Below are 23,443 nucleotides of genomic sequence, written 5' to 3' on the forward strand. Positions count from 1 at the left end.
TACTCGGCCCCCCGCCTGGCGTCAGGTCTTCGGGGGGTCGAAGCCGTCCAGGATCGTGGTGAGGAGGTCGGCGAACTCCCGTGGGTGGGTCTGGTACGGGGTGTGCCCGCCGGGGAACTCCTCGCACGGCACCCCGAAGCGCTCGCTCAGGACGTGCGCGGGCCGGTAGTAGGGGCGGCCCACGCTGTCGTGGCCGGTGGCCAGGCACCACGGGATCGTGACCGTCTCCAGGGCCTTCAGGTCGGGCTGGTAGGACATGAATACGGGTAGCTCGCGGGTGAGCAGGATGTCGACGTTGCCCATGAGCCGGAACATCCCGCTCGGCCGGCGGCCGGTCACCCGGCGGGCCAGCGCGGCGCCGCCCATCGCCACCCGCAGAGCGCCGGCGGTCACGGCCCGCCCGGTCGGGTTGGTGAACAGCCGCGGCGCCTTGGGCAGGGTCATGACCGAGAACGCGGCGAACCCCTGCATGGGCCCCTCCCGCTCGGCGATGCCGGCCAACTCGTCGAAGGCGCGCTGCTCGGGACTGTCCCGGCCATCGGGCAGGACTCCGACCAGTGGCGGTTCGTGGACGACCGCGCCGCGCAGCCGGTCGGCGTGGCGGATCAGGAGCTCCACCGTGATGATCGCCCCGGCGCTGTTGCCGAAGACGAAGGCACGGTCGATGCCATAGTGATCCAGGATGGCGACCACGTCGGCCGCCTGCCGAGACACCGTGAGGGACGCGTCCGGTTCCACCAGCGGGCTGCGTGAGTTGCCCCGCCGGTCGAACGTGATCACTGTGAACCGCTCGGCCAGCGGGGGCACCGCGTCCTCGTACATGCCGGCGTCTCCGCCGCCGCCGGAGACCAGCACCAAGGGCGGGCCTTCGCCGGCGATCTCGGTGTACAGCCGCGCCCCGGGAACCTTCACTGTCTGCACCATAGCCTCCGTTTTCTACACTGTAGAAGTCACTCTACGCCGTAGAAGGCGCCGATGAGGCGCCATCGGGTTCGGCTGGGGCGCTAGCGGGTTGCCCGCCGTGGCCGGTCGGGGGCCGACCAGTGGGCCGGGCGGGTGAGGGTGGGCGACAGCTTCGTGGCGCCGTCGCCCTTGGCCGCGTTGAGCTGCGGCTGGGTGAGGAAGATGCTGCCGGTGAGGTCGGCTCCGCCGAGTTCGGTGCCTCGCAGGTCGGCGCCGATCAGGTCGGCCAGCCGCAGGTCGGCGCCCCTGAGGTCGGCGCCGATGAGGTAGGCCCCTCTGAGGTCGGCGGCCCGCAGGTCGGCGCCCTTGAGCTTGGCTCCGATGAGGTCGGCGCCCCTGCGGTTCTTGCGGCGCGGGGATCCGGCGCGTGCGAGCTCGCTCGTCCGCAGCAGCAGCGTGTTGACGGCCTGCCGGTGCGCGGGCACGTCCAGGACCAGGAGGTCGTCGGCGTCGCCGCGGCTGAGCCGTCCGGTCTCGTCGAGGGCGGCGCGGAGTTCGTCGTAGAGCTCGCGGGCCGGGGCGAGGGTCAGCGCCTCGGTCAGGTACCACATCAGCTCGTGGAGCTGCCGCACGACCGGGAACACCGCGAACATCTGGGTGGCCGTCTCCGGAGCCTGCCGCCAGTCCCGCCCGCTGAAAGTGACCTGGGAGACCTTCTGACCCGCGCCGAAGCAGTCGTAGACCGTGCAGCCCGGGAAACCGCGCTTCCGCAGGTCGCGGTGGATACCGCAGCGGAAGTCCGTCTCCAGGTTGGGGCACGGCTGTCCGGCGTCCTTGTCGATCGCGAAGTCGGCCGAGGCGGAGAAGGGCAGCGCCACGCAGCACAGCCCGAAGCAGCTTTCGCAGTCGGCTTTCAAGGACTCGGACAAGGTCAGGCGTCTCCTTTTCGGGGGGTCAAAGTCCCGAGAGTACCTCAGCTCTCATTAGCCGGCCCTCAGCCATGGCGGGTTCACGACACGTCTGGATCTAGCCACCCTTTTCACGTAGACAATCCCAGATCATGACCACTAGGAATTCGGTAGCTTCTCTTACCGATTCACTGGAGGTCGTCAATGCCGCGTGGGCGAAAGGCGGTGGCCACCGTCGCGGCGGTGCTGGCCGTCTCCGCGCTATCGGTGCCCGGCACCGGGGTGGCGGCCTCCGGGCTGGTTCGGGGTACGACCGGCGGTGAGATCACGCTCATCACCGGCGACCAGGTGCAGGTACGCGCCGTCGACGGCGGCCACCAGGCGGTGACGATCACCCCGGCCCCGCGCGCGGACGGCTCCGTGCCGAACTTCCAGGTGCTGGAGGCGGACGGTGCGCTGACCGTCATCCCCGACGACGTCGCCGCCCTGGTCCCGCAGCGTCTCGACGCCGAGCTGTTCAACGTGTCGGAGCTGGCCGAGGACGGATACGACACCGCGCTCCCGCTCATCCTGACCTATGACGGCAACGTCGCCAAAACCGCCCTCCCGGCCGTCAAGCAGCTCCGCACCCTGGAGAGCATCGGCGGCGCGGGAGTGTCACTCGCCACCCATGACGCGGCCCGTTTCGGAGCCGCGCTGGCCGGGCTCGCCGCCGGAACCGCAGCCCGTACGGCGAGCCCGCTGGCGGGGGTGTCGAAGATCTGGCTCGACCGCAAGGTGGAGCCGGTGCTGGAGAACAGCGTGCCGCAAATCGGCGCCCCCGAGGCGTGGGCGGCGGGCTTCGACGGCACGGGCACGACCGTGGCCGTGCTCGACACCGGCATCGACGCCACCCACACCGACCTGGCCGGAAAGGTCGCCGACCAGCGCGACTTCACCGGCGAGAACGTGACCGGCGACCCCCACGGCCACGGCACCCACGTGGCGAGCACCATCGCGGGCTCCGGCGCCGCGTCGGACGGCCGCCGCAAGGGCGTGGCGCCCGGCGCCGGCCTGCTCAACGGCAGGGTGCTGGGCGGCGACGGCACCGGCCAGCTCTCGTGGATCATCGACGGCATGGAGTGGGCGGCGGGGGAGAAGCACGCCCAGATCGTCAACATGAGCCTGGGCAGCCGCGTCGCGGGCGGGCCGCTCACCTCGGCCGTGTCGCGGCTCTCCCAGCAGTACGGCACGTTGTTCGTGGTGGCGGCGGGCAACGACGGCTGTGACGGCTGCGTCGGGGCCCCCGGCGACTCCGCCGACGCGCTGACCGTCGGCGCGGTGGACCACGACGACAAGCTGGCCACCTTCTCCAGCAGGGGCCCGATCGCCGCGGACCACTCGGTCAAGCCGGATGTCACCGCGCCGGGCGTGGAGATCACCGCCGCGAAGTCGGGCGGTGGGTACGTCACGATGTCGGGCACCTCGATGGCCACCCCGCACGTCGCGGGCGCCGCGGCGCTGCTGCGGCAGGCCCGCCCCGACCTCACGGGACCCGAGCTGAAGTCCTTGCTGATGGGGACCGCCAAGCCCACGCCGGGCACGCCCGCGGACGCGCGGGGCACGGGCCGGATCGACGTGGGCGCGGCGCTGAAGGGCGCGGTCGTCGCCTCGGCCGGTTCGGTGAACTTCGGCGACCTCGTGGAAGGCGCCGCCAAGAGCGTCACGGTGAAGTATCGCAACCTCGGCAAGGACCCCGTCGAGCTGGACCTGAAGGGCGCCGGCCCGTTCACCGCCGAGCCCGGCGAGGTGACCGTGCCCGGCGCCGGGCAGGCCGAGGTGAAGGTGACCCTCAAGGCCGCGACGCCCGGCCTGCTGCGGGAGGAACTGTCGGTGAGCGTTCCCGGCGGCGCCACCGTACGGACCCTGCTGACCGCGAGCGTCGAGCAGCAGCGGCGCGTCGAGCTGAGGGTACGCGGGGTCGCCAGGGACGGCCGCAACGCGCGCGGCGGATTCACGGTGCTGAACCTGGACGAGGGCACGCTGGTCGGACGCCTCCTGCCCGGCGACCCGGCCCAGCCGTGCACCGAGCAGAAGTCCGGCACCGGCACCTGCCTGCTGGTCAAGCCCGGCACCTACTCCGTGCTCGGCCACATCTTCACCATGCCCGCCACGCAGGACAGCACGGCGACGGGCAAGCCGCTGAACGAGAGCCTCGTCGGCGACCCCGAGATGAAGATCACCGAGAACACCGAGGTCGTACTCGACGCCCGCAAGGCGGTCGAGGTCGCCATCGAGACCCCTGACCACAAGACCAAGCGGAACATGGGCGCCGCGGCGCAGCTCGCCTGGTACCGCGCCGGCGAGAAGGGCACGGCCCTGCGCGGCGGTACCAACATCTCACCCGGCGGGCAGATCGAGGAGCGGCTGTTCATCCAGCCGACCAGGAAGGTCACCAAGGGCACCTTCACCGTCGCCACCCGCTGGCGGCTGGAGGCACCCGCGATCACCCTGACGGCTCCGGGCCTCGCCCTGAACCCCCAGTACTACGACCCGGTCTCCTTCAGCGACTACGCCACGGAGTATCCGAAGCTGGACGGCACCGAGCTGTTCCTGGCGGTGGACGCCGGGCGCGGCACGGCCGAGGAGATCAAGGCCCGCGACCTGCGCGGCAAACTGGCGGTCATCCGCCGTACCGACGGCGTGCCGGTCTCCACCCAGTCCAACGCGGCCGCCGCCGCGGGAGCCAGGATGGTGGCGATCTACAGCGACCACCCGGGGGCGGACATCACCTCGGGCGGCACCGGCGTCAAGCTCACGGTCCCGACCGTACGGCTGACGCAGGAGGAGGGCCTGAAACTGGTCGAACGGCTGCGGCGGCTGCCCGTGCCCGTCCTGGCCAAGGGGATCGTGGCCAGCCCCTACACCTACGACCTGTACCTGCGCGAGAAGGGCCGGGTGCCGGACTCGCTGCGGTACGTGGTGCGCGACAAGTCGCTGGCCCGCGTCGAGTCGGGCTACCACAGCCAGCTCGCCGACGACGTGACGGTGAACGAGGCGCGGTTCGTCTTCGAGCCGTGGGACACCTCCTCGATCTCCACCAACCGGCCGCTGGCCAAGACGCCGCGTACCCAGGTTCAGTACTTCACCCCCGACCCCGACCTGCGCTGGAGCGCCTCGGCGGGCAGTCCTGAGCGGTTCTACAACACGATGTGGCCGCACGTGGACACCCCGCGCATGGCCCTGTCGTCGCCGGAGTTCCGCAGCTACGAGGCGGGCGAGCGGGTGGAGCGGACCTGGTTCAAGCAGCCGCTGCTGCCGGGCGTCAACCCGCGCAACCCGCTGCGCAGGGAGGGCGACAAGCTGCGCGTCTCCATGGAGGGCTTCATCGACGCGGACGGCAACTACGGCGACGCCTACACCAGCCCGTTCGAGCACGGCATGAAGACTGATTTCCGCCTCTACCAGGGCGACAAGCTGCTCCAGCAGACCGCCTACCTGCCTTCGGGCACGGTGACGCTGCCGGCGGAGAAGTCGGCGTACCGGATCGAGTACGACGTCCGCAACGAGGCCACCTGGGCGAAGCTGTCGACGCGTATCCGGTCGGTGTGGACGTTCGGCTCGGAGCGCTCGGCCGCCGCGACCACGGTGATCCCGCTGCTCCTGGCCGGGATCGACGCGCCCGTCGACCTGAAGAACCGGGCCCGCTCGGCCAAGCTCGGCGTGTCCCTCTACCGGCAGGAGGGGGCGGCGTCGAGCGCGGTGAAGGAGGTGTCGCTGGAGGTGTCCTACGACGACGGCGCCACCTGGCGGGCGGCCCGCCTGCGCGCGAAGGGCGGCACGAACTACGAGGCCACGCTGGAGCCGCGCCCGTCGGGCTTCGTCTCACTGCGGCTCAACGCCTCCGACGTCGACGGCAACACCGTCTCCCAGGAAGTCATCCGCGCCTACGCGGCACGGTGACGCACAGACCCGCCGAGCGGATGGGCCACCCCCTCCGGCTCATCCGCTCGGCGTGCACTTACCAGAGGCGAGGGCGTCGCCGCGGCGCGCGGTCAAGCGTGCGGTGGAGCGGTGGTGCCTCGGACGACGAGCCGGGCATCGAGGATGAGCTCGCGGGAGGGGAGCCGGTTGTCGTCCAGACGTTCTACCGCGGAGCGTACGGCAAGCTGGGCCATCTGCTCGGCGTCCTGACGCACGGTGGTGAGGTCGATATGAGACAGATGAGCTATGTGGCTGTCGTCGTAACCGACCACCGAGATGTCTTTCGGGATGTTGACACCCGCGCGACTGAGCGCGTGCATGAGGCCCATGGCGCACCGGTCGTTGCCGGCCAGCACGGCGGTCGGCAACTGGTGGTCGTGCCGTAAGGTCTCTCCGGCCTTCACCCCGGACTCCTCGGTGTGATCCCCCGGAAGCACCCGGATCTCTTTCTCCAGCCCGTGTCCGCGCATGGCGGCGCGGTACGCGCGGCGGCGTTCGGCGGACCCCGGGCCGTTGCCACCGTCGATGTGGACGATGGCGCGATGGCCGAGGCCCACCAAGTGATCAACGGCCTGACGTATGCCCTTGTTCTCGGCGGTGTGGACGCTGTCGACGCCGGCACCCGAAACCCGGCGTCCCACGACAACCGTGGGGGTGTGCTCTCCCACCTCGGCGAGATAGGCGGCCTCGGCGTTCGGGCCGAGCAGGATCAATGCCTCGCAGCGGTGGCCCAGCAACGCCTCCACGACCTTCCGCTCGTTACGAGCCGGGCCGAGCGCGCTGAGCAGGACTTCGTAGCCGAGCCGCTCCGCCTCCGCGTAGATCGCCTCGACGAGGTCGGCATGGAAGGCGTTGCGCACGTTGATCATCACGCCAAGGACCATGCTGCGATTGCGGGCGAGGAGCCGCGCCGCGTTGTCCGGGCGGTAGCCGAGTTCGTCGGCGGCGCGGAGGACCCGGTCACGCGTCTCCTTGCTCGCCCCCGGCTCATTGCGGAACACGAGTGAGACCAGCGCCCGTGATACGCCCACCCGTGCCGCGACATCCGCCATGGTGGGTCGCTTGGTGCGCGTCGAGACCCTTGCAGCAGATGACCCCGTTTGCTCCAACACCAACCCTTTTCCGGTGTGCACGCCTTGTTGCAAGCTGTTGACATTCGGTGTGACCGAGTTCATAGTAACAGCCACTAGAGCGCGCTAGTAGAGCGCGCTCAATGTGACATCGGATGAAGACATGAAGCCTCGCGAGTCGCCGATACCTCGTTGGACTACTTGATCGGCAAGAAGGATCATCCCGAAACCCCGGCGAACGGCGGCGTGGTCGCACGTGCCGCGATGCCCCTCCGTCGACTCGGCCACGGGGACACCACGCAGCTCGCCGGACCCTAGCTCGCGCGGCGAACGGGCCGTCGAGGCGGCCGGACGTTCGATGGGCTAGCCATCGACCAGGCCATCTAGGGCATGTCGACGTTATTAGTCAGGTTCTCAGCATGTCCTTATGTCAGGACAAATTTTCCAAGCAAAATGTCAAGACATCCTATTGACAGGGCACTTGCTCCGCAGGTTACATCGCTCGAAGCGAGGCCGGTTCCGATGCCGGCCGAACGCACCAAGGGCCCGTTCCAGCCCGCCACCGTGGTCACTCCCCGGGAGAGGTAGAACCCAGTGCCGCACTCCATTCGCAGATCCCCGACCAGCTGGCATGTCACAAACTGGCGCGCTCTAGTGCTCGCCCCGATCATCGCTCTCGCCCTGGCGAGCTGCTCGAATGGTTCGGGCGCCGCACAGAACACGCAGTCCGCAGAGACCGCGAAGGCCGCCTCGGCTTCAGGGTTGCAGTCCGGGCTCGGCAGCAGGGCCAAGAATCGCAAGATCACGTTCCTGCTCTCCCAGGATCCCGGTGACTCCTTCTGGGGCACCATCTCGCAGGGCGCCAAGGACGCGGCCCAGCTGTTCAACATCGATCTGAACCTGCAGACCAGCCAGGGCGACCCGTCGAAGTACAACGACCTCATCGGCAGTGCCGTCGCTGACAAACCCGCCGCCATCGCGGTGGTGATCGACGACCCGAAGCGCTACACCGAGAACGTCTGCGCGGCCTCGAAGGCCGGCATCTCGGTGCTCGCGTACAACATCACGCAGCAGGGCGAGGTCGCCCCGTGCACCTCCGGCTTCGTCGGCCAGAACTTCGAGGAGGCCGGATACCTCCTGGGGCAGCGCCTGATCGCCGAAGCGAAGCTCCCACGCGGAGCCAAGGTCTTCACCCCGGTCGAGTTCCCCGAACAGGTTTACGCCATCCAGCGCAACGCCGGGGTCCAGAAGGCTCTGGACGCCATCGGCGCGAAGACCGAGATGGTGGCGACCGGCATCGACGACGCGGGAGCCCTGGACAAGATGAGCCAGTACCTGCTCGGCCACAAGAACACCGCGGCGATCGTGCCGCTGGGTGGCACCCCGCATCGCAACGTCGAGGCGGCGATGTCGGACGTCGGGGTCAAGGTCCCGGTGGTCGGCTTCGACCTGTCCAAGCCGGTCATCGACGGAATCAAGAGCGGGGCCATCCTCGCCGCCGCGGACCAGCAGCCCTATGTCCAGGGTTTCCAGACCGTGGCGCAACTGGCGCTGCATCTCGACTTCGGTCTCAGCCCCGCGACCATCAACTCCGGTGGCAGCGGCCTGGTGGACAAGTCCAACGTCGCGGTCGTCGAGCAGTTGGCAGGCAAGATCCGCTGATCGGATCGGCAGCTTGCCTGAGGGGTGGGCCGCCCACCAGTCACCTCCGCGACGGATAGGGGAGAGCCAAGCATGAGCAGACCGACCAGCGACGGAGCGCCGTCGCCGACCTTGGGCGGGACCATGGAGGAACATGATCTGGCGGCGGCGCCCGCCGGGGCGGAGCTGACCGCCCCGGCGAAGCGCACCATGACGGACTACGTCCCGAAAGGCCGCAGTGAGCAGTTCGGCGGATGGCTGCGGCTGATACGCGGCCGCGGCGCACTCGAGATCGGCATCATCTTCGTGCTGGTGCAGATCGGTTGCGTCGTCGCCTACCTGATGGCCCCGGACAGCTTCCCCTACCTCTCCGGGGCCAACTTCAACGTGCTGAGCCAGTCGATCCCTGTGCTGGCGATCCTGGCGATCGGCGCAGGCGTGCTGATGATCGCGGGCGAGTTCGACCTTTCGCTAGGGATGAACTTCACCTTCTGCGCGCTTGTCTTCATCCATTGGTACTCCGATGGCAACGTACTCGGCGCCTTCGTCGTGACCTTCGCGATCGGCATCGGCATAGCGCTGCTCAACGGCGTGATCGTGACCAGATTCAAGATCCCGTCGTTCATCGTCACCTTGGGCATGATGCTGTTCTGGGACGGTGCCGCGCTGTTCTACAACGGCAGCTCGGCCGCACGCATGCAGCGCGGCGAGACCCTGCAGACCATCTTCGCCGGGCAGGTGGGCCCCTTCCGAGGTCAGGTCGTATGGCTGGTCCTGGTCGCGGTGTTCTTCTGGGTGCTCATGCACCGGCACAAGCTCGGCAACCACATCTTCGCCGTCGGCGGCAACGAGTCCGCGGCTCGTGCGATATCCATCAACCCGACGCGCATCAAGTTGGTCGCCTTCGGAATCCTCGGGCTGTGCGTGGCACTCGCCTCGATCCTGGTCGCGGTGCGGACGCAGTCCGTCCAGCCCGGCACCGGCCGTGGCATGGAGCTGCAGGCCATCGCGGCAGCCGTCGTCGGCGGCGTATCGCTGCGCGGCGGCAAAGGGAGCGTCCTCGGCATGGTGCTCGGTGCGGCACTCATCCTCGTTCTGCAGGACATCCTGCTGCTCTCCGGGGCCCCGGGCTTCTACCTCAACCTGTTCATCGGCGCGATCATCGTTTTCGCCGCCGTCTTCAACCGCCTCATCGAAGGGAAAGCGGAATGAGCGTGTCGGCGCCCTCCGGCCAGAACGGAGCGGACGTGTCCACCACCGCCCCGGAGCCGACCGGAGAGGTCCTCCTTGAGCTGTCCGGCATCACCAAGCGATACGGACCGAACGTCTGCCTCAACGGCGTCGGCTTCCAGATCCGCAAGGGTGAGGTGGTCGGACTGCTGGGCGACAACGGCGCCGGCAAGTCCACGCTGGTCAAGATCATGTCTGGTGTCGTCAAGGCGGACGGGGGAGACTACGCCTGGCGGGGGAAGAAGCTGGCGACGCCGACCCGTCAGGAGACCGAGAAGCTCGGCGTCGAGACGATCTTCCAGGACTCCGCGCTGGTCCCGTCGCTCACCATCACCCGCAACATCTTCATGGGACGCGAGCTCACCAACGCCCTTGGCCTGATGAGGCTGCGCAAGATGGACCGCATCGCCGCGGACATCCTCGACAGCGTCGTGACCATCGAGGGCATCAAGAGTCCCCGCCAGCTGGTCGGCTCGCTCTCCGGGGGGCAGCAGCAGGCGGTGGCGATCGCCCGGGCCGTGCACTTCAAGCGCAGCCTGCTCATTCTCGACGAGCCCACCAGCGCACTCGCTGTCCGTGCCACCGAAGCCCTGCTGGCCTACCTCACCCGGCTCAAGGGCGAGGGCGTCAGCTCGGTGCTGGTCACGCACAACCTCCACCATGCCTACGAGGTGTGCGACCGGCACATCGTGATGAACCACGGACGCAAGATCCTCGACACCACTCGCGAGCAGACCTCTGTCAAGGAGCTCACCGCCGCCGTGGTCGAGGGAGAGCTCGGACTGCAGCGCTTCCGCCAGTCGCTCACCTGATCACCGATTCGCTTTCCCACCTCTGGAGATGATGTTGAGCACTGCCGCCGACACCAGCCCCCTGTCCCGGATCCGGCTGGGCACGGCCCCCGATTCCTGGGGCGTATGGTTCCCCGATGACCCCAACCAGGTTCCCTGGGACCGCTTTCTCGACGAAGTGGCAGCCGCCGGTTACCGCTGGATCGAACTCGGCCCGTACGGCTACCTGCCGACAGATCCCGAGCGGCTCCGCGACGAGCTCGGCCGACGCGGTCTGCGGCTGTCGGGGGGCGCGGTCTTCTCCGGTCTCCACCGCGGCCGGGAGGCACTGAAGGACGCCATCCAGGAGTGCCGCGCGGAGGCCGGGCTGCTCACCGCGCTCGGCGCGAAACACCTGGTCTCGCTGCCCGAGGGCTACACCGACCTGGACGGAAAGCTCACGCAGCCGGTGGACCTGACACCCGGCCAGTGGAAGGACCTCACCTCGGGGATGTCCGAGCTGGCTCGCGTGCTCCGCGAGGAAACCGGCGTGGAGCTGGTCTTCCACCCGCACGCCGACAGCCACGTCGACACCCAGGAGCGCGTGCTGCGGTTCCTGGAGGACACCGACCCCGAATTCGTCTCGCTCTGCCTCGACACCGGCCACATCTCCTACTGCGGCGGGGACAACATCGAGATCATCCGGGCGTTCCCCGAGCGGATCGGCTACGTGCACCTCAAGCAGGTGGACCCCGAGATCGTCCGGCAGGTCCGCGACGAGGACCTGTGCTTCGCCGAGGCCGTCCGCCGTGGAGCCATGATCGAGCCTCCCACCGGTGTTCCCGACATGGAGCCGCTGCTGGCCGAGCTCGGCCGGCTGGACGCCGACCTGTTCGCGATCGTCGAGCAGGACCTCTATCCGTGCCCGCCGGACACTCCGTTCCCCATCGCGACCCGCACCCGGAAGTACTTCAACGGCTGCGGCCTCGGACCGCGTACCTGACCGGCATCTCTCCACGAACTCGAACACGCAAGGAGCCAAGGTGGCAATCAAGGTCGGTGTCATCGGGACCGGCAACATCGGGACCGACCACGTGACACGTCTGGCGTCCCAGGTCGTCGGGTCGAAGGTCGTCGCCGTGTTCGACGTCGACCTCGCCCGCGCGGAGCGGGTCGCCGCGGGGACGGGCGCCGTGACGCGCGCGACCGCGCTGAAGGTCATCGAGGATCCCGTGGTCGACGCGGTGGTCATCGCCTCGCCCGGCGATCTCCACGCCGAGCAGGTCCTGGCCTGCATCGCGGCGGGCAAGCCCGTGCTGTGCGAGAAGCCGCTCGCCACCACGACGGCGGATTGCCTCAAGGTCGTCGAAGCCGAGGTCTCATCCGGCCGACGGCTGATCCAGATCGGCTTCATGCGCCGCTACGACCCCGGTTACCAGGTCGTCAAGGAAGCGATCGACGACGGCACCATCGGCGAGGCGCTCCTCGCCCACATGGTCCACCGCAACGCCGTCGTGCCCGATTCCTTCACCAGTTCGATGGCGATGACCGATTCGGTCATTCATGAGATCGACACCACCCGCTGGCTGTTCGGCCAGGAGATCGTGCGCACCACGGTCGTCGCCACCAGGCCGAGCCCGCTGGCCGCGGCCCACCTGCGCGACCCGCAGATCGTGCTACTGGAGCTGTCCGGCGGCGGCGTGGTCACCGTCGAGGTGTTCGTCAACTGCCAGTACGGCTACGACGTGCGCTGCGAGGTCGTGGGGTCCGCGGGCGTCGTGGCACTGGAGACCCCGGGCGCCAACGCGTTGATCCGCGACGGACGGCGCATCGAGACGGTCCCGGCCGACTGGCGGGTCCGGTTCGGCGCGACCTACCTGGCGGAGCTGCAGGAGTGGATCAGCGGACTGCTCGCCGGTGCCGTCGCAGGGCCGAGCGCGTGGGACGGCTACGCGGCCACCGCGGTCGCGGAGAGCGCTGTCGCCTCACTTGAGTCGGGCGCTCCCGTCCCCGTCGATCTGGTCGAGCGGCCCGGTCTCTACACCTGAGAGGAACCCGATAATGAAGATCGCTCTGGATCCGTACATGATGCGCCGCACGCCGCTGCTGGAGTTGCCCGCGCTTGTCGCGGAGCTGGGCTATGAGCACATCGAGCTCTCGCCCCGCGAGGACTTCATGCCCTTCTTCCTGCACCCAAGGGCCGACAGCCACACCATCGCCGCCTTCAGATCCGCCCTCGCCGCAGCGGATGTCAAGCTCGCCTCGGTGCTACCGCTGTACCGCTGGTCCGGGCCCGACGAGGAGGAGCGCCAGGCGGCCGTGCGCTACTGGAAGCGGGCCATCGAGATCACGGTCGAGCTCGGCTGCAACGTCATGAACTCGGAGTTCAACGGCCGTCCCGAGCAGGCGTCTCGGAGCGAGGCCATGTTCTGGAGGTCGATGGAGGAACTGCTTCCCGTCTTCGAGCGCGAGGGAGTGGAACTGCGCCTGGAGCCGCATCCCGACGACTTCGTCGAGGACGGCAAGACCGCCGTCGACGTCGTGCGGGGGATCAACTCCCCGCTCGTGTCGTTCCTCTACTGCGCTCCGCACACCTTCCACCAGGGCGGCAACATGACCGAGATCATGGAGTACGCCGGCGATCTGCTCACCCACCTGCACGTCGCCGACTCCTTCGACCATCGCGGGTCATCCGGCCTGCGCTACATCGTCAACCCGCCGGGGTCGACCGCCCGGGTCCACCAGCACCTGAACATCGGTCAGGGTGAGGTCGACTGGGACGAATTCTTCGGCACCCTGGGGCGCCTCGGCTTCGACGGCACGATGACCGCATGCGTCTTCGCCTGGGAGGACCGGGCGCGGGAGTCGAGCGTGTTCATGCTCCAGGAGATGGCCAAGCGGACGGCCTCCTGGTGAAGGAGCACCGTGGGCCGCGTCCTGGAGGCCGGCTGCTGGCCGAGGTCATCAGCCGCTACGCGTGGATCATCGACGCCACCGCCCAGAACCGGCTGACTGAAGGAATTACTCCAAGAGCCGGAGCATCTGCTGCGCGCCATCCGGCTGGTCGAGTCTGAGCCGTCCATGCTGGGGGTTAGCGCGCACCTGACGGCGGTGGCGTCGAAGCCGGTCAGCTAGTCCGCGCCGGACACCAGCCCCACCCGGTAGGCGAGGACGACCGCCTGCACGCGGTCGCGCAGATCGAGTTTCATCAGGATCCGTGACACGTAGGTCTTCACGGTCTCGGGAGTGATGAACAGCGTCGCGGCGATCTCCGCGTTCGACAGACCGGCGGCGAGCTGTTCGAGCACCTCGAGTTCGCGGGGGGTCAGCGCTCGTACGATCTCGTCCCTGGCCGGGCGGGAGGTGTCGGCGGGGCGGAGCCGTTCGGCGAAGTGGCCGATGAGCGTACGGGTGACGGCGGGCGCCAGCAGGGAGTCGCCGCGGGCGATGGTCCGGACGCCGTTGACGAGCTCCGCGGGTGGCGCGTCTTTGAGCAGGAAGCCGCTGGCTCCGGCTTTGAGCGCTTCGTAGACGTACTCGTCGACGTTGAAGGTGGTGACGACCAGGACTTTCGCCGGGTTGGCGGTGTCGGGGCCGGACAGTTGCCGGGTGGCCTCGATGCCGTCCAGGATGGGCATCCGGATGTCCATCACGACGACGTCCGGGCGCAGCCGCCGGGCGGCCTCGACTGCCGCGCGGCCGTCCGCGGCCTCCCCGATGACGTCCATGTCGGGCTGGGCGGAGAAGATGGTGATGTAGCCGGCGCGTACCAGCGCCTGGTCCTCGCAGATGAGCACCCGGATCGGCGGGTCGGTCATGGGTTGCTCCTGGACGGGATGTGGGCGCGGACGCTGAACCCGCCGCCGGGCCGGGCCGCGGCCACCAGTACGCCATCGAGCAGGCGTACCCGTTCCCGCAGCCCGTCCAGGCCTCGTCCGCTCGACGGCACCACGGATGCGGCCTCGGCGGGTCCGTCGGTGGTCACCTCGATGTCGAGGTGATCGTCGTGGTGGTGGACCGTGACCGTCGTGGGCCGTCCCGTCGCGTGTTTGATCGCGTTGGTCAGTGCCTCCTGCACCACCCGGTAGGCGGCCAGTTCCACATCGACGGTCTGAGGTCGCTGGTCTCCGTGTTCGGTCAGCTCGACGGGCTGGCCGGACAGCCGGGCCTGTTCGACCAGATCGCCGATCCTGCCCAGCGTCGGCGTACGGTGCGCGACCGCCGAATCGCCGGTCGCCTCCAGCACTCCGAGCAGGTGCCGGAGTTCCGTCAGCGCCCGCCGGCCGGTCTCGCTGATGGCGGCCAGTCCGTCCCCGGCGCGATCCGGGGCGCCGCTGATCAGGAACTGGGCCGCGTCGGCCTGCACCACCATGGCGGTCACATGGTGGGTGACCACGTCATGCAGTTCGCGGGCGATACGTGCGCGCTCGGCGGCCGTGGCCACGTCCGCGCTGAGCCGCCGGAGCTCGGCCTCTTCAGCCCGCCACCGGCGCATCCCGGCACCAGCCAACCAGCTCACCACCAACGCCAGATAGAACACGAGGAAGTCCTGGGCTCGATCGGGTGACCCCAGGCTGTGCAGCACGAGCACCAGCACGACATAGCCCGCGGTCGACACCGCTACGAGACCGCGACGGAACCGGGCTTGATGGGCTCCGGCGGCGTACAGGGCCAGATAGAGCCCGATGCCGGCGAACGTCGGCGGATAGGACAGCGCCTGATGAAAGGCGAAGGCGGTGCCGATGACCGCCAGACCGGCCGCGGGCCATCGGCTGCGCAGCGCCAGCGGCGCGGACTGAGCCAAGGTCAGCGTCACGGCCAGCGCGTCCGACGGGCGCCTGGGCAGGTCACCGAGCTGCGCCGAGATGGTGGACAGTGTCGGCTCGAACGCCAGGAGCGTGAGCACCGCCGCGAGCACACCGTCCTTCGCGGGCATCGGGTGGGCTCGCCACCAGCCTGGCCAGGAGCGGACAGAACGTGTGGCGTTCGCGAACACCGCGCAAGCTTAACGGCCGCCACGTCGCATCGGCACCAGATCGCCGCGCCGGCGGGCACGGATGAACATCGGGACGGTGAGCAGCACGCTCACCACGACGGGCACGATCGACGCCTCCAGCCCGAACTCACCGCCGGTCAGCAGCGCCGGGCCTGTGACGTGCGTGGTCAGCAGCCCGGGTGCCACATGGCCGGAGACCGGGATGCCGAGCAGCCCCTCGGTGGCGTTCCAGGCGAAGTGGAGTCCCGCGACGAACCAGATACTGCGCCGCCAGAGGTACGCGGCACCGAGCAGGACACCCGCCTCAAGGGCGATCGCCAGCGAGCTCCACCCCGTGGCTCCCGGGTTGGCCAGGTGCATGCCACCGAACGCCAACGCGGTGATCGCCACGGCCGCCCGGCTGCCGAACAGCCGTTCTAGGGCCTGAAGCGCCAGACCACGGAACATCAGTTCCTCGGTGACCGCCGCACCGACGGACACCGAGACCATCGCGAACACGACCGACAGGACGTTCCCGGACGACCAGGTGAACGAATAACCGCCGAAGATCGCGATCAGGAGCGCGGAGACGAGGACGAACCCCAGGCCGATCCCGGCGCCGGTCAACGCCTCCCGCCCGGCCCCGCGTCTCGCGATCTCCGGCGTGCTCCGTCCCGCGACGAAGCGCATGACCGCCCAGTAGACGGCGACCGCTGCGCCCGCGCCCAGCACGGCGAGCACCGGCGGCCCGCTCGCGGCCACGGCCGACACCGCGCCGACGCCGAGCAGCCCGACTAACAGCCAGGTGAGGGGAAACCGGGCGATCCGCCGCATCCGGCCGCCGCCCTGGTGTGCGTGGTCCGGCGTGGCTGTCGTGCTCATGGTGACCTCCGTTGACAGTGGTCGCACGGTCGGCGACCCAGCGGAAACATTAGGAGCGCGACGGCGCCGACGAATCACCAGCGAGTGGACGATTCCGGTAGCTCTCATGGGGGATGCGGGACCCCTGTTGGCTTCGACCTCGGTAGATCCGCAAGATCATCGCCATATTGCTCGGGCCTAACCCCTTGCGCAATGGTCAAGAGTCGTTGACCATTGTCCGCATGCCTACCGATGATCTCCCCGAGACGTTTCACGTCACCAATGACGAGCAGCTACGCGCCGTCTCCAATCTCACGCGTCACCGGATCATGGCCATGCTCCGCTTCGAGCCGGCGACGATCACGCAGATCGCCCAGCGGGTGGGCCTTGCGAAGGGGAGTTCCAGCTATCACGTGCGGTTACTCGAGCGGGCCGGCCTGGTGAAGGTGGTACGGACGCGGAAAGTGAGAGGGGTCACCGAGCGGTACTACGCGATAGCCGCGCGGTCGATCGAGCTGCCGGATCCAGGGCCGGGGCAGCCGGACGTGCTGCTGCGGAATGCGGTGGCGGACCTGGAGGCGTCGCCGGTGGATGGTGAGCGGCACGTACGAATGGCACATCTGCGACTCACCGAGGAGCAGTTCACGGAGCTGGGGGCGCGGCTGCAGGCACTGGCGGATGAGTACCGGACGCTGTCTGATCCATCGCTTCCAGACGTGTCGCTGGTCTTCGCGCTGTTCCGGCCGGCTCCGCGCCAGCAGGTCGAGGGGGACGCCAAGTGACCCCGAATCTGACACATGATGTGGCGAAGTTGCCCACCGGGTTCGGGCGACTGTGGACCGCGCAGACGGTGTCCTCGCTCGGTGACGGCGTGACGCATGCCGCGCTGCCGCTGCTGGCATTGACGTTGACCCGGGATCCGATGGCGCTGGCCGTCGTCACGGCCGCCGGGACACTGCCCTGGCTGCTGTTCGGAGTGCTCGGCGGTGCGCTGGTGGACCGCTGGGACCGCCGCCGCACGATGTGGGTCACGGACGCCGCGCGTGCGGTGCTGCTCGCCGTACCCGCTGCGGCGGCGGCGCTCGACGTGCTGAGCATCCCGCTGCTGGCGGCCGTCGCGTTCCTGCTCGCCCTCGGCGGGCTGTTCTTCGACACGGCGGCCACGGCGTACCTGCCGGATCTGCTCGGCCGCGACCCCGCCCAGCTGGAGCGCGCCAACGCTCGCCTGCGCGGCGCCCAGACCGCAGCGTCCGGCTTCGCCGGGCCACCTGCGGGCAGTGCGCTGCTCGCGCTCGGACGTTCGGTTCCGCTGCTCGCCGACGCGGTGTCGTTCGCGCTGTCCGCACTGCTCGTCCGGTCGCTGCCCGCCGTGCCGCGGCCGGCCGCAAGCGCCCGCGAGTCGCTGCTCCGGCAGGCGCGGGCCGGGGCCTCCTACGTCTTCCGGGACCGGCTGCTGCTCGGGCTCGCGCTCCGTCCGGCGGTCGGGAACGTCGCCTTCCTCGCGGTGGAGACCGTCCTGGCCCTGTTCGCCCGCGAACGTCTCGGCGTCGGCGCCTTCGGCTTCGGCCTGCTCCTCACCGCCGAGGCCACCGGCGGCCTGCTCGGCGCGGGCATCGCCTCCTTCCTCGGCCGTCGCCTGGGCACCGGCACCGCGCTGACCTGCACCGCCACAATCGAGGGCCTCGCCATCCTGGGGCTCGCCTCCGCCCCGAACCCGTACGTGGCCGGGCTCGCGCTCGCCGTCTGCGGGGCGGGCATGGGCGCCACGATGGTGCTCGGACCCTCCCTCCGGCAGGCCATCGTCCCGGCCCACCTGATGGGCCGCGTCGCCTCCACCTCCCGCATGCTCGCCATGTGCGCCGCCCCCTTCGGCGCCGTCCTCGGCGGCTGGCTGGCCACCACCTACGACCTGCGCACCCCGCTCTACGCCGCCGCCGGCCTCCTGCTCGCCATGACCGCCGTCACCGCGACCATGACCAGCAACCGCCGCGTCGAGACCGCACTGCGCAGCGCGCGCCCGCAAGCCGACCTGGCCGAAGAGATCACTGTGCACACCACATCCAGCTGACGGTCATCGCTTGCAGGTCACCACACCTCCACCCGCATCGGAACGATCAGTGGCGACAAGCCGAGCCCCGCAAGCTGCTCTGAGGCCGCAAACCGTCCCTGCGCATTTCCCGACGCAGCCTTCCAGGTGATCAAGTTTCCCGCAGCCCCGGCGTCAGTCGGCGCGGAACGGGTCGGCCGGGTAGACCCCGAGGATCTTCACGTCCGTGGTGAAGAACGCCAACTCCTCCAGCGCGTTCTTCAGACCGGGATCCTCGGGGTGCCCGTCGACCTCGGCGAGGAACTGAGTGGCCGCGAAGTGGCCGCCGACCATGTAGCTCTCCAGCTTGGTCATGTTGATGCCGTTGGTCGCGAACCCGCCGAGCGCCTTGTAGAGCGCGGCCGGCAGGTTGCGGACGTTGAAGACGAACGAGGTGACCACCGGGCCCTCGCCGCGCGGTGCCTGCACGAAGTTGGGGCTGAGCACCACGAACCGGGTGGTGTTGTGCTCCTCGTCCTCGACGTCGCGGGCGAGGATGTGCAGGCCGTAGATCTCCGCCGCGAGCGGCGGCGCGATCGCCGCCTGGGTCAGGTCGCCCGCCTCGGCCACCTCGCGCGCGGCGCCGGCGGTGTCACCGGCGATCATCGGCACCAGTCCGTGCTCGCGGATGATCCGGCGGCACTGGCCGAGGGCATGCACGTGGCTGTGCACGGACTTGATCGTGTCCAGGGTCGCACCCCGCGGCGCCATCAGGTCGAACTGGATACGCAGGAAGTGCTCGCCGATGATGTGCAGGTCCGAGGTCGGCAGGAAGTGGTGGATATCGGCGACCCGGCCGGCGATCGAGTTGTCGATCGGGATCATCGCCAGCTCGGCCTCGCCGTTCTCCACTACCGCGAACACGTCCTCGAAGGACGCGCACGGCACCGTATGCCAGTCGGGGTAGTGGTGCTTGCACACCAAGTGGGAGTTCGAGCCAGGCTCGCCCTGGTAGGCGATACGTCGTGCGGTCACTCCAGCATTTTCCCATGCAGCCGGGAGCCCGGCTGCATGGGACGGGCGGCCGAGGAAGGTCGACCCAGAAGCCTCGTCAGCCCACCAGCGCCGACGGGTCGCGTTCCGGTGGGCCGGCTGGCCACCACTGGCCGTCGCGGTCGGTGAACGGGTACCAGCGGCCGTCGCGGCCGTAACGCAGTTGCCGGGCACCGATGGTCCAGCGGTTGCGCCACGCCTCGACCTCCGGTGGGTGCTCGCCCTCCCAGCCGGCCCGGAGCAGCGTCCGGGCCCTGGCCAGGTCCTGCTTGGGCGGGGTCCAGGCTGATTCGAGCGCCTCCAGTCCGTCGGCGCCGCCGTACCGCCAGGCCTGTACGGCCGGCTCCAGGCCGAGGTCGAGGTCGTGGGCGGCGGCCAGCCGTACCCGGTCCTGGTATTCGGTCAGTACGGCCAGCCGCCCGGTGAGCAGCAGCTCGCGGGCCCGGTCGGCGGCTGAGGCGGCGAGCACCTCCAGGGCGGCCACGTCGACGCCGGGCGCGGGCTCCAGCCCGAGCGGCGCGAACGCGACGTCGAACGGCGGCGGCCCCGGCAACGGCGGCACACCCAGGCCGAACGCCATCGCGGCGGGCATGCCGGCGTCGGCGGCGAGATCGGGTGCGGGGACGTCGCGACCCTGCAGTGCCTCGATCAGCTCCCGCTCGCCCCGTCCGCGCATGAGCAGCAGGACGAACGGGTCGGCGTCGAGCAGCCACGATGCCTGGTAGCACAGGGCGGCGGCGTGCTTGCACGGGTGCCCCCAGTCGGGGCAGGAGCACTCCGGTTCGAGGTCGCCGACCGTCGGCAGCAGCGGGACTCCCGCGTCCTCGGCGTCCTCGACCAGGTCGTGGGGCATGTCGCCGTCGAGCAGCGCCGCGATGTGTCCCGCCTTGGCGGCCACCTGGTCGAGGAAGCGCTCCCATTCGGGGGCGGTGAGCTGCTCGACGTGGACGACGGTGTCGTACTCGCTCTCGGTGACGGCGGCGATGCGGCCCGGGCTGACGGTGATGGGGCCGACCTGTCCGGACTTGGCGTACGTGCGGCCTTTGCGGAGGAGTTTCTGGTCGAGGGAGGTGTCCTCGATGGCCTGGATCCAGGCGCGGCCCCACCAGGAGGTGGCGAAGCGGGCGCCGGACCGTTGCGAGGGGAATGCCGGGAATCCTCGGACAGCGTTCATCTCAACTCCACGAGGGCGGCGAGTTCCGCGTCGGTCAGTTCGGTGAAGGCGGCCTCGCCCGAGGCCAGTACGGCGTCGGCCAGCGAGCGCTTGGCCGCCAGCATCTGGGCGATGCGGTCCTCGATCGTGCCCTCCGCGATCAGCCGGTGCACCTGGACGGGCTTGTCCTGGCCGATGCGGTAGGCGCGGTCGGTGGCCTGGTCTTCGACGGCCGGGTTCCACCAGCGGTCGTAATGGATGACGTGGTCGGCTCGGGTGAGGTTCAGTCCGGTGCCGGCCGCCTTGAGCGACAGCAGGAACACCGGCGCCGCCCCCTCCTGGAAGCGCCGCACCATCTCCTCCCGCTTCGGCACCGGGGTGCCGCCGTGCAGGAACTGGGTGGCGACCCCTCGATCCGTCAGGTGCCGGTCGAGCAGCCGGGCCATGGCCACGTACTGGGTGAAGACCAGCACCGCGCCGTCCTCGGCGACGATGGTGTCGACGAGTTCGTCGAGGAGTTCGAGCTTGCCGGACCGGCCGGTCAGCCTGGGCGCGGCCTCGTGCAGGTAATGGGCCGGGTGGTTGCAGATCTGCTTGAGCCCGGTCAGCAGCTTGACGATCAGTCCACGCCTGGCCATGCCCTGGGCGCTCTCGATCTGCCGCATGATCTCGCGTACGACTGCCTCGTACAGCCCGGCCTGCTCGGTGGTGAGCGCCACCGGGCGGTCGGTCTCGGTCTTGGGCGGTAGTTCGGGCGCGATGCCAGGGTCGGACTTGCGGCGGCGCAGCAGGAACGGCCCCACGAGCCTGGCCAGCCGTTCGGCCACCACGGAGTCGCCTGACTCGACCGGTTTGGCCCAGCGCGAGCGGAACCTGCCCAGCGAGCCGAGCAGCCCCGGCGTCGTCCAGTCGAGGATGGCCCACAGCTCGGACAGGTTGTTCTCCACGGGAGTGCCGGTCAGCGCGACGCGGGCGGCCGCCGGGATCTCGCGCAGCGCCTTGGCCGTACCCGAGGAGGGGTTCTTGACGTGCTGGGCCTCGTCGGCCACCAGCAGGTCCCACGGGTGCGCGGCGAGCCGCGCGGCGTCCATCCGCATCGTGCCGTATGTCGTCAGTACGAATCCCTCATCAGCCAATGTCCGGCTATTTCCGTGAAATCGGCAGACAGGGACGCCCGGGGCGAACCTGGAGATCTCCCGCTCCCAGTTCCCCAGCAGCGAGGCGGGGCAGACGACCAGCGTGGGCCCGCCGCCCCGGTGCAGGTGCAGGGCGATCAGCGTGATCGTCTTGCCCAGGCCCATGTCGTCGGCCAGGCAGGCGCCGAGCCCGAGCGACGTCATCCTGGCCAGCCAGCGCAGGCCCTGCAGCTGGTAGTCGCGCAGCCGCGCGTCCAGGCCTTCCGGCGCGGCGATCTCCTCGGGCTCGGACAGCCGGTCGCGCAGCTCGCGCAGCCAGGCGCTCGGCTCGACCGGCACCTGCTCGCCGTCGACCTCCACGGTGCCGGTCAGCGCGGCGCCGAGGGCGTCGAGGCCGGTCAGCGGCTTGAGGTCGCGGTGGCGGGCTTTGCGGGCCAGGTCCGGCTCGATGAGCACCCACTGGTCGCGCAGCCGTACGACGGGCCGGTGCGCCTCGGCGAGCCGGTCCATCTCGGCCGCGGTCAGCCGCTCGCCGCCCAGGGCGAGCTGCCAGTCGAAGCTGGTCAGGTGATGGCCGCCGAGGAAAGACGGCAGGTCGGACGGGGCGCTGTCGCGCTCGCCGACGACGGCGCGGGCGCTCAGGCCGCGTACCAGCTCCCTTGGCCAGTGGACCTCGACACCGGCCGCGCCCAGGCGTTCGGCAGCGCCGGCCAGCAGGTCCTCCACGTCGCCGCCGGACAGGGTCAGCTCGTCGGGGACGGCGCTGTCGAGCAGGCGTTCGAGCCGGGCCCAGGCGCGGGCGGCCCGCCTGATGGCCAGCGTGGCCTCGATCCTGGCACGGGGGCCGAACCCCGGGTCTCTGCCCTCCCACAGGTCGGCGGCGTCCACCACCAGGGACGGGTCGGCCAGGCTGTGCAGCTGGACCACCGCCCGGAACTCCGCCTGCTCCAGGCTGTCGGCCTCCAGGCGCAGCGACAGGCGTACGCCGGAGTCCAGCCCCGCGGACACCTCGTCGGCCCAGGCACGCAGCCGGGGCACTTTGACCGGTTTGACGGCCGCGAACGCCGAGGTGCCGGTGGCGCGGACAGCGCCGGGGGAGCGCGGCATCGCATCGGCCACCGCGTCCAGGAACGCCCGCACCAGCGACTCCGCATCCCTCAACCGCACCCCTCCCGCACCGGCGCGGCCGGGCCGCTCGTCCGCTTCGGGCCGCCCGCCGTCGGCTGTGGCCCACCCTTCGAGAGGTACGGACCGCGCCGCGGCGGGCATGGCGTCGGCCAGCTCCCGGATGCGCTGTACGTCGGCCGCGTCGAACGGCCCCGCCCGCCAGGAGTCGAAGTCGCCCGCCGAAACCCCCGGCAGGATCCGCCCCCTGGCGACCAGTTGCAGCGCGACCAGTGCCACCGCGCCCCAGAATCGCGCCGCAGGGTGGGCGCCCGCGTCGCTCCTGGCCCTGGCCAGCGTGGCCACGGCGTCGGCGACCGGGACGCGGGTGGCCCCGGCCTCCAGAACCCGCAGCTCACCGCCATGCTCTTCGACCACGGTCACCGTGGCGTCCCCGCCCGGGTCGAGGAAGGCCATCCGCCCTTCTCTGGGCGGGTCGCCGGGTTCGAAGACGACCGCCTGCCGTACCAGATCCGTCATTGGGCTCACGGCCGTACAGTGTACGGTACAAAACACCTGTGGTTTACCACAGCCGAGATCTGCCGCCCACCTCATTACCGCCATATTGGATCTTGATTAGCCTCTACAAC

At 69.8% G+C, this 23,443-nt stretch carries 18 protein-coding genes; 9 read left to right on the plus strand and 9 right to left on the minus strand.

Annotated elements, in window-relative coordinates:
• Positions 1–21: 21 nt before the first annotated feature.
• Both ACGFNP_RS00660 and ACGFNP_RS00665 read right to left on the minus strand, forming a co-directional pair.
• Complete coding sequence (locus ACGFNP_RS00660; protein ID WP_393313208.1) at positions 22–912, minus strand: alpha/beta fold hydrolase; 891 nt, start codon at positions 910–912, stop codon at positions 22–24.
• 92 nt (positions 913–1,004) lie between these two features.
• On the minus strand, positions 1,005–1,838 hold the full coding sequence (locus tag ACGFNP_RS00665) for a pentapeptide repeat-containing protein (RefSeq protein ID WP_393316555.1): 834 nt from the start codon (positions 1,836–1,838) through the stop codon (positions 1,005–1,007).
• 177 nt (positions 1,839–2,015) lie between these two features.
• Here ACGFNP_RS00665 and ACGFNP_RS00670 point away from each other — a divergent pair, with 177 nt between their 5' ends.
• The gene (locus ACGFNP_RS00670) at positions 2,016–5,753 is read left to right on the plus strand and encodes a S8 family serine peptidase (protein WP_393313211.1); all 3,738 of its coding nucleotides are present in this window, start codon (positions 2,016–2,018) and stop codon (positions 5,751–5,753) included.
• A 92-nt stretch (positions 5,754–5,845) separates the two neighbouring features.
• Here ACGFNP_RS00670 and ACGFNP_RS00675 read toward each other — a convergent pair whose 3' ends face one another.
• Positions 5,846–6,826, minus strand: a complete 981-nt coding sequence (locus ACGFNP_RS00675; RefSeq protein WP_393313214.1) for a LacI family DNA-binding transcriptional regulator — start codon at positions 6,824–6,826, stop codon at positions 5,846–5,848.
• Positions 6,827–7,498: 672 nt separating this feature from the next.
• Between ACGFNP_RS00675 and ACGFNP_RS00680 the strand changes: the two genes are divergently transcribed.
• The 6 genes from ACGFNP_RS00680 to ACGFNP_RS00705 all read left to right on the plus strand — a co-directional run bounded on the left by ACGFNP_RS00680 (position 7,499) and on the right by ACGFNP_RS00705 (position 13,401).
• A complete protein-coding gene (locus tag ACGFNP_RS00680; RefSeq protein ID WP_393313217.1) occupies positions 7,499–8,506 on the plus strand; it encodes a substrate-binding domain-containing protein in 1,008 nt (335 codons plus the stop codon).
• 111 nt (positions 8,507–8,617) lie between these two features.
• On the plus strand, positions 8,618–9,697 hold the full coding sequence (locus ACGFNP_RS00685) for an ABC transporter permease (protein WP_393313220.1): 1,080 nt from the start codon (positions 8,618–8,620) through the stop codon (positions 9,695–9,697).
• Complete coding sequence (locus ACGFNP_RS00690; RefSeq protein ID WP_393313223.1) at positions 9,694–10,527, plus strand: ATP-binding cassette domain-containing protein; 834 nt, start codon at positions 9,694–9,696, stop codon at positions 10,525–10,527. The genes ACGFNP_RS00685 and ACGFNP_RS00690 overlap by 4 nt, the downstream gene beginning before the upstream one ends.
• 28 nt (positions 10,528–10,555) lie before the next feature.
• Positions 10,556–11,488 (plus strand): TIM barrel protein, encoded by a 933-nt coding sequence (locus ACGFNP_RS00695; protein ID WP_393313226.1) that lies wholly within the window; start codon positions 10,556–10,558, stop codon positions 11,486–11,488.
• A gap of 40 nt (positions 11,489–11,528) precedes the next feature.
• Entirely contained in the window at positions 11,529–12,533 is a 1,005-nt protein-coding gene (locus ACGFNP_RS00700; RefSeq protein WP_393313229.1) for a Gfo/Idh/MocA family protein, read from the plus strand.
• Positions 12,534–12,546: 13 nt separating this feature from the next.
• The gene (locus tag ACGFNP_RS00705) at positions 12,547–13,401 is read left to right on the plus strand and encodes a sugar phosphate isomerase/epimerase family protein (RefSeq protein WP_393313232.1); all 855 of its coding nucleotides are present in this window, start codon (positions 12,547–12,549) and stop codon (positions 13,399–13,401) included.
• Positions 13,402–13,616: 215 nt separating this feature from the next.
• On the opposite strand, the gene ACGFNP_RS00710 is transcribed toward ACGFNP_RS00705, so the two are convergent.
• The 3 genes from ACGFNP_RS00710 to ACGFNP_RS00720 all read right to left on the minus strand — a co-directional run bounded on the left by ACGFNP_RS00710 (position 13,617) and on the right by ACGFNP_RS00720 (position 16,342).
• The gene (locus ACGFNP_RS00710) at positions 13,617–14,303 is read right to left on the minus strand and encodes a response regulator transcription factor (protein ID WP_358333205.1); all 687 of its coding nucleotides are present in this window, start codon (positions 14,301–14,303) and stop codon (positions 13,617–13,619) included.
• On the minus strand, positions 14,300–15,421 hold the full coding sequence (locus ACGFNP_RS00715) for a sensor histidine kinase (protein WP_393313236.1): 1,122 nt from the start codon (positions 15,419–15,421) through the stop codon (positions 14,300–14,302). Before ACGFNP_RS00715 ends, ACGFNP_RS00710 begins: the two co-directional genes overlap by 4 nt.
• 69 nt (positions 15,422–15,490) lie before the next feature.
• Positions 15,491–16,342: a CPBP family intramembrane glutamic endopeptidase gene (locus ACGFNP_RS00720; protein WP_393313239.1), complete on the minus strand. Its 852-nt coding sequence runs from the start codon at positions 16,340–16,342 to the stop codon at positions 15,491–15,493.
• 221 nt (positions 16,343–16,563) lie between these two features.
• Between ACGFNP_RS00720 and ACGFNP_RS00725 the strand changes: the two genes are divergently transcribed.
• Both ACGFNP_RS00725 and ACGFNP_RS00730 read left to right on the plus strand, forming a co-directional pair.
• Positions 16,564–17,103 (plus strand): ArsR/SmtB family transcription factor, encoded by a 540-nt coding sequence (locus tag ACGFNP_RS00725; RefSeq protein WP_393313242.1) that lies wholly within the window; start codon positions 16,564–16,566, stop codon positions 17,101–17,103.
• The gene (locus ACGFNP_RS00730) at positions 17,100–18,389 is read left to right on the plus strand and encodes an MFS transporter (protein WP_393313245.1); all 1,290 of its coding nucleotides are present in this window, start codon (positions 17,100–17,102) and stop codon (positions 18,387–18,389) included. The genes ACGFNP_RS00725 and ACGFNP_RS00730 overlap by 4 nt, the downstream gene beginning before the upstream one ends.
• A 153-nt stretch (positions 18,390–18,542) precedes the next feature.
• Here ACGFNP_RS00730 and ACGFNP_RS00735 read toward each other — a convergent pair whose 3' ends face one another.
• From ACGFNP_RS00735 to ACGFNP_RS00745, 3 genes are all read right to left on the minus strand, one after another.
• Positions 18,543–19,382: a prephenate dehydratase gene (locus tag ACGFNP_RS00735; RefSeq protein WP_358333190.1), complete on the minus strand. Its 840-nt coding sequence runs from the start codon at positions 19,380–19,382 to the stop codon at positions 18,543–18,545.
• A gap of 76 nt (positions 19,383–19,458) precedes the next feature.
• Positions 19,459–20,574 (minus strand): SWIM zinc finger family protein, encoded by a 1,116-nt coding sequence (locus ACGFNP_RS00740; protein WP_393313248.1) that lies wholly within the window; start codon positions 20,572–20,574, stop codon positions 19,459–19,461.
• A complete protein-coding gene (locus ACGFNP_RS00745; RefSeq protein WP_393316557.1) occupies positions 20,571–23,333 on the minus strand; it encodes an SNF2-related protein in 2,763 nt (920 codons plus the stop codon). Before ACGFNP_RS00745 ends, ACGFNP_RS00740 begins: the two co-directional genes overlap by 4 nt.
• Positions 23,334–23,443: the final 110 nt, after the last annotated feature.

This window comes from Nonomuraea sp. NPDC049269 (assembly GCF_043197155.1).
GTDB lineage: Bacteria > Actinomycetota > Actinomycetes > Streptosporangiales > Streptosporangiaceae > Nonomuraea.

Coding starts and splice junctions, on each gene's coding strand:
- ACGFNP_RS00670 (WP_393313211.1), top strand. CDS start 2,016: ATGCCGCGTGGGCGAAAGGCGGTGGCCACCGTCGCGGCGGTGCTGGCC.
- ACGFNP_RS00675 (WP_393313214.1), bottom strand. CDS start 6,826: ATGGCGGATGTCGCGGCACGGGTGGGCGTATCACGGGCGCTGGTCTCA.
- ACGFNP_RS00690 (WP_393313223.1), top strand. CDS start 9,694: ATGAGCGTGTCGGCGCCCTCCGGCCAGAACGGAGCGGACGTGTCCACC.
- ACGFNP_RS00695 (WP_393313226.1), top strand. CDS start 10,556: ATGATGTTGAGCACTGCCGCCGACACCAGCCCCCTGTCCCGGATCCGG.
- ACGFNP_RS00705 (WP_393313232.1), top strand. CDS start 12,547: ATGAAGATCGCTCTGGATCCGTACATGATGCGCCGCACGCCGCTGCTG.
- ACGFNP_RS00710 (WP_358333205.1), bottom strand. CDS start 14,303: ATGACCGACCCGCCGATCCGGGTGCTCATCTGCGAGGACCAGGCGCTG.
- ACGFNP_RS00715 (WP_393313236.1), bottom strand. CDS start 15,421: ATGCCCGCGAAGGACGGTGTGCTCGCGGCGGTGCTCACGCTCCTGGCG.
- ACGFNP_RS00720 (WP_393313239.1), bottom strand. CDS start 16,342: ATGAGCACGACAGCCACGCCGGACCACGCACACCAGGGCGGCGGCCGG.
- ACGFNP_RS00725 (WP_393313242.1), top strand. CDS start 16,564: ATGCCTACCGATGATCTCCCCGAGACGTTTCACGTCACCAATGACGAG.
- ACGFNP_RS00740 (WP_393313248.1), bottom strand. CDS start 20,574: ATGAACGCTGTCCGAGGATTCCCGGCATTCCCCTCGCAACGGTCCGGC.
- ACGFNP_RS00745 (WP_393316557.1), bottom strand. CDS start 23,333: ATGACGGATCTGGTACGGCAGGCGGTCGTCTTCGAACCCGGCGACCCG.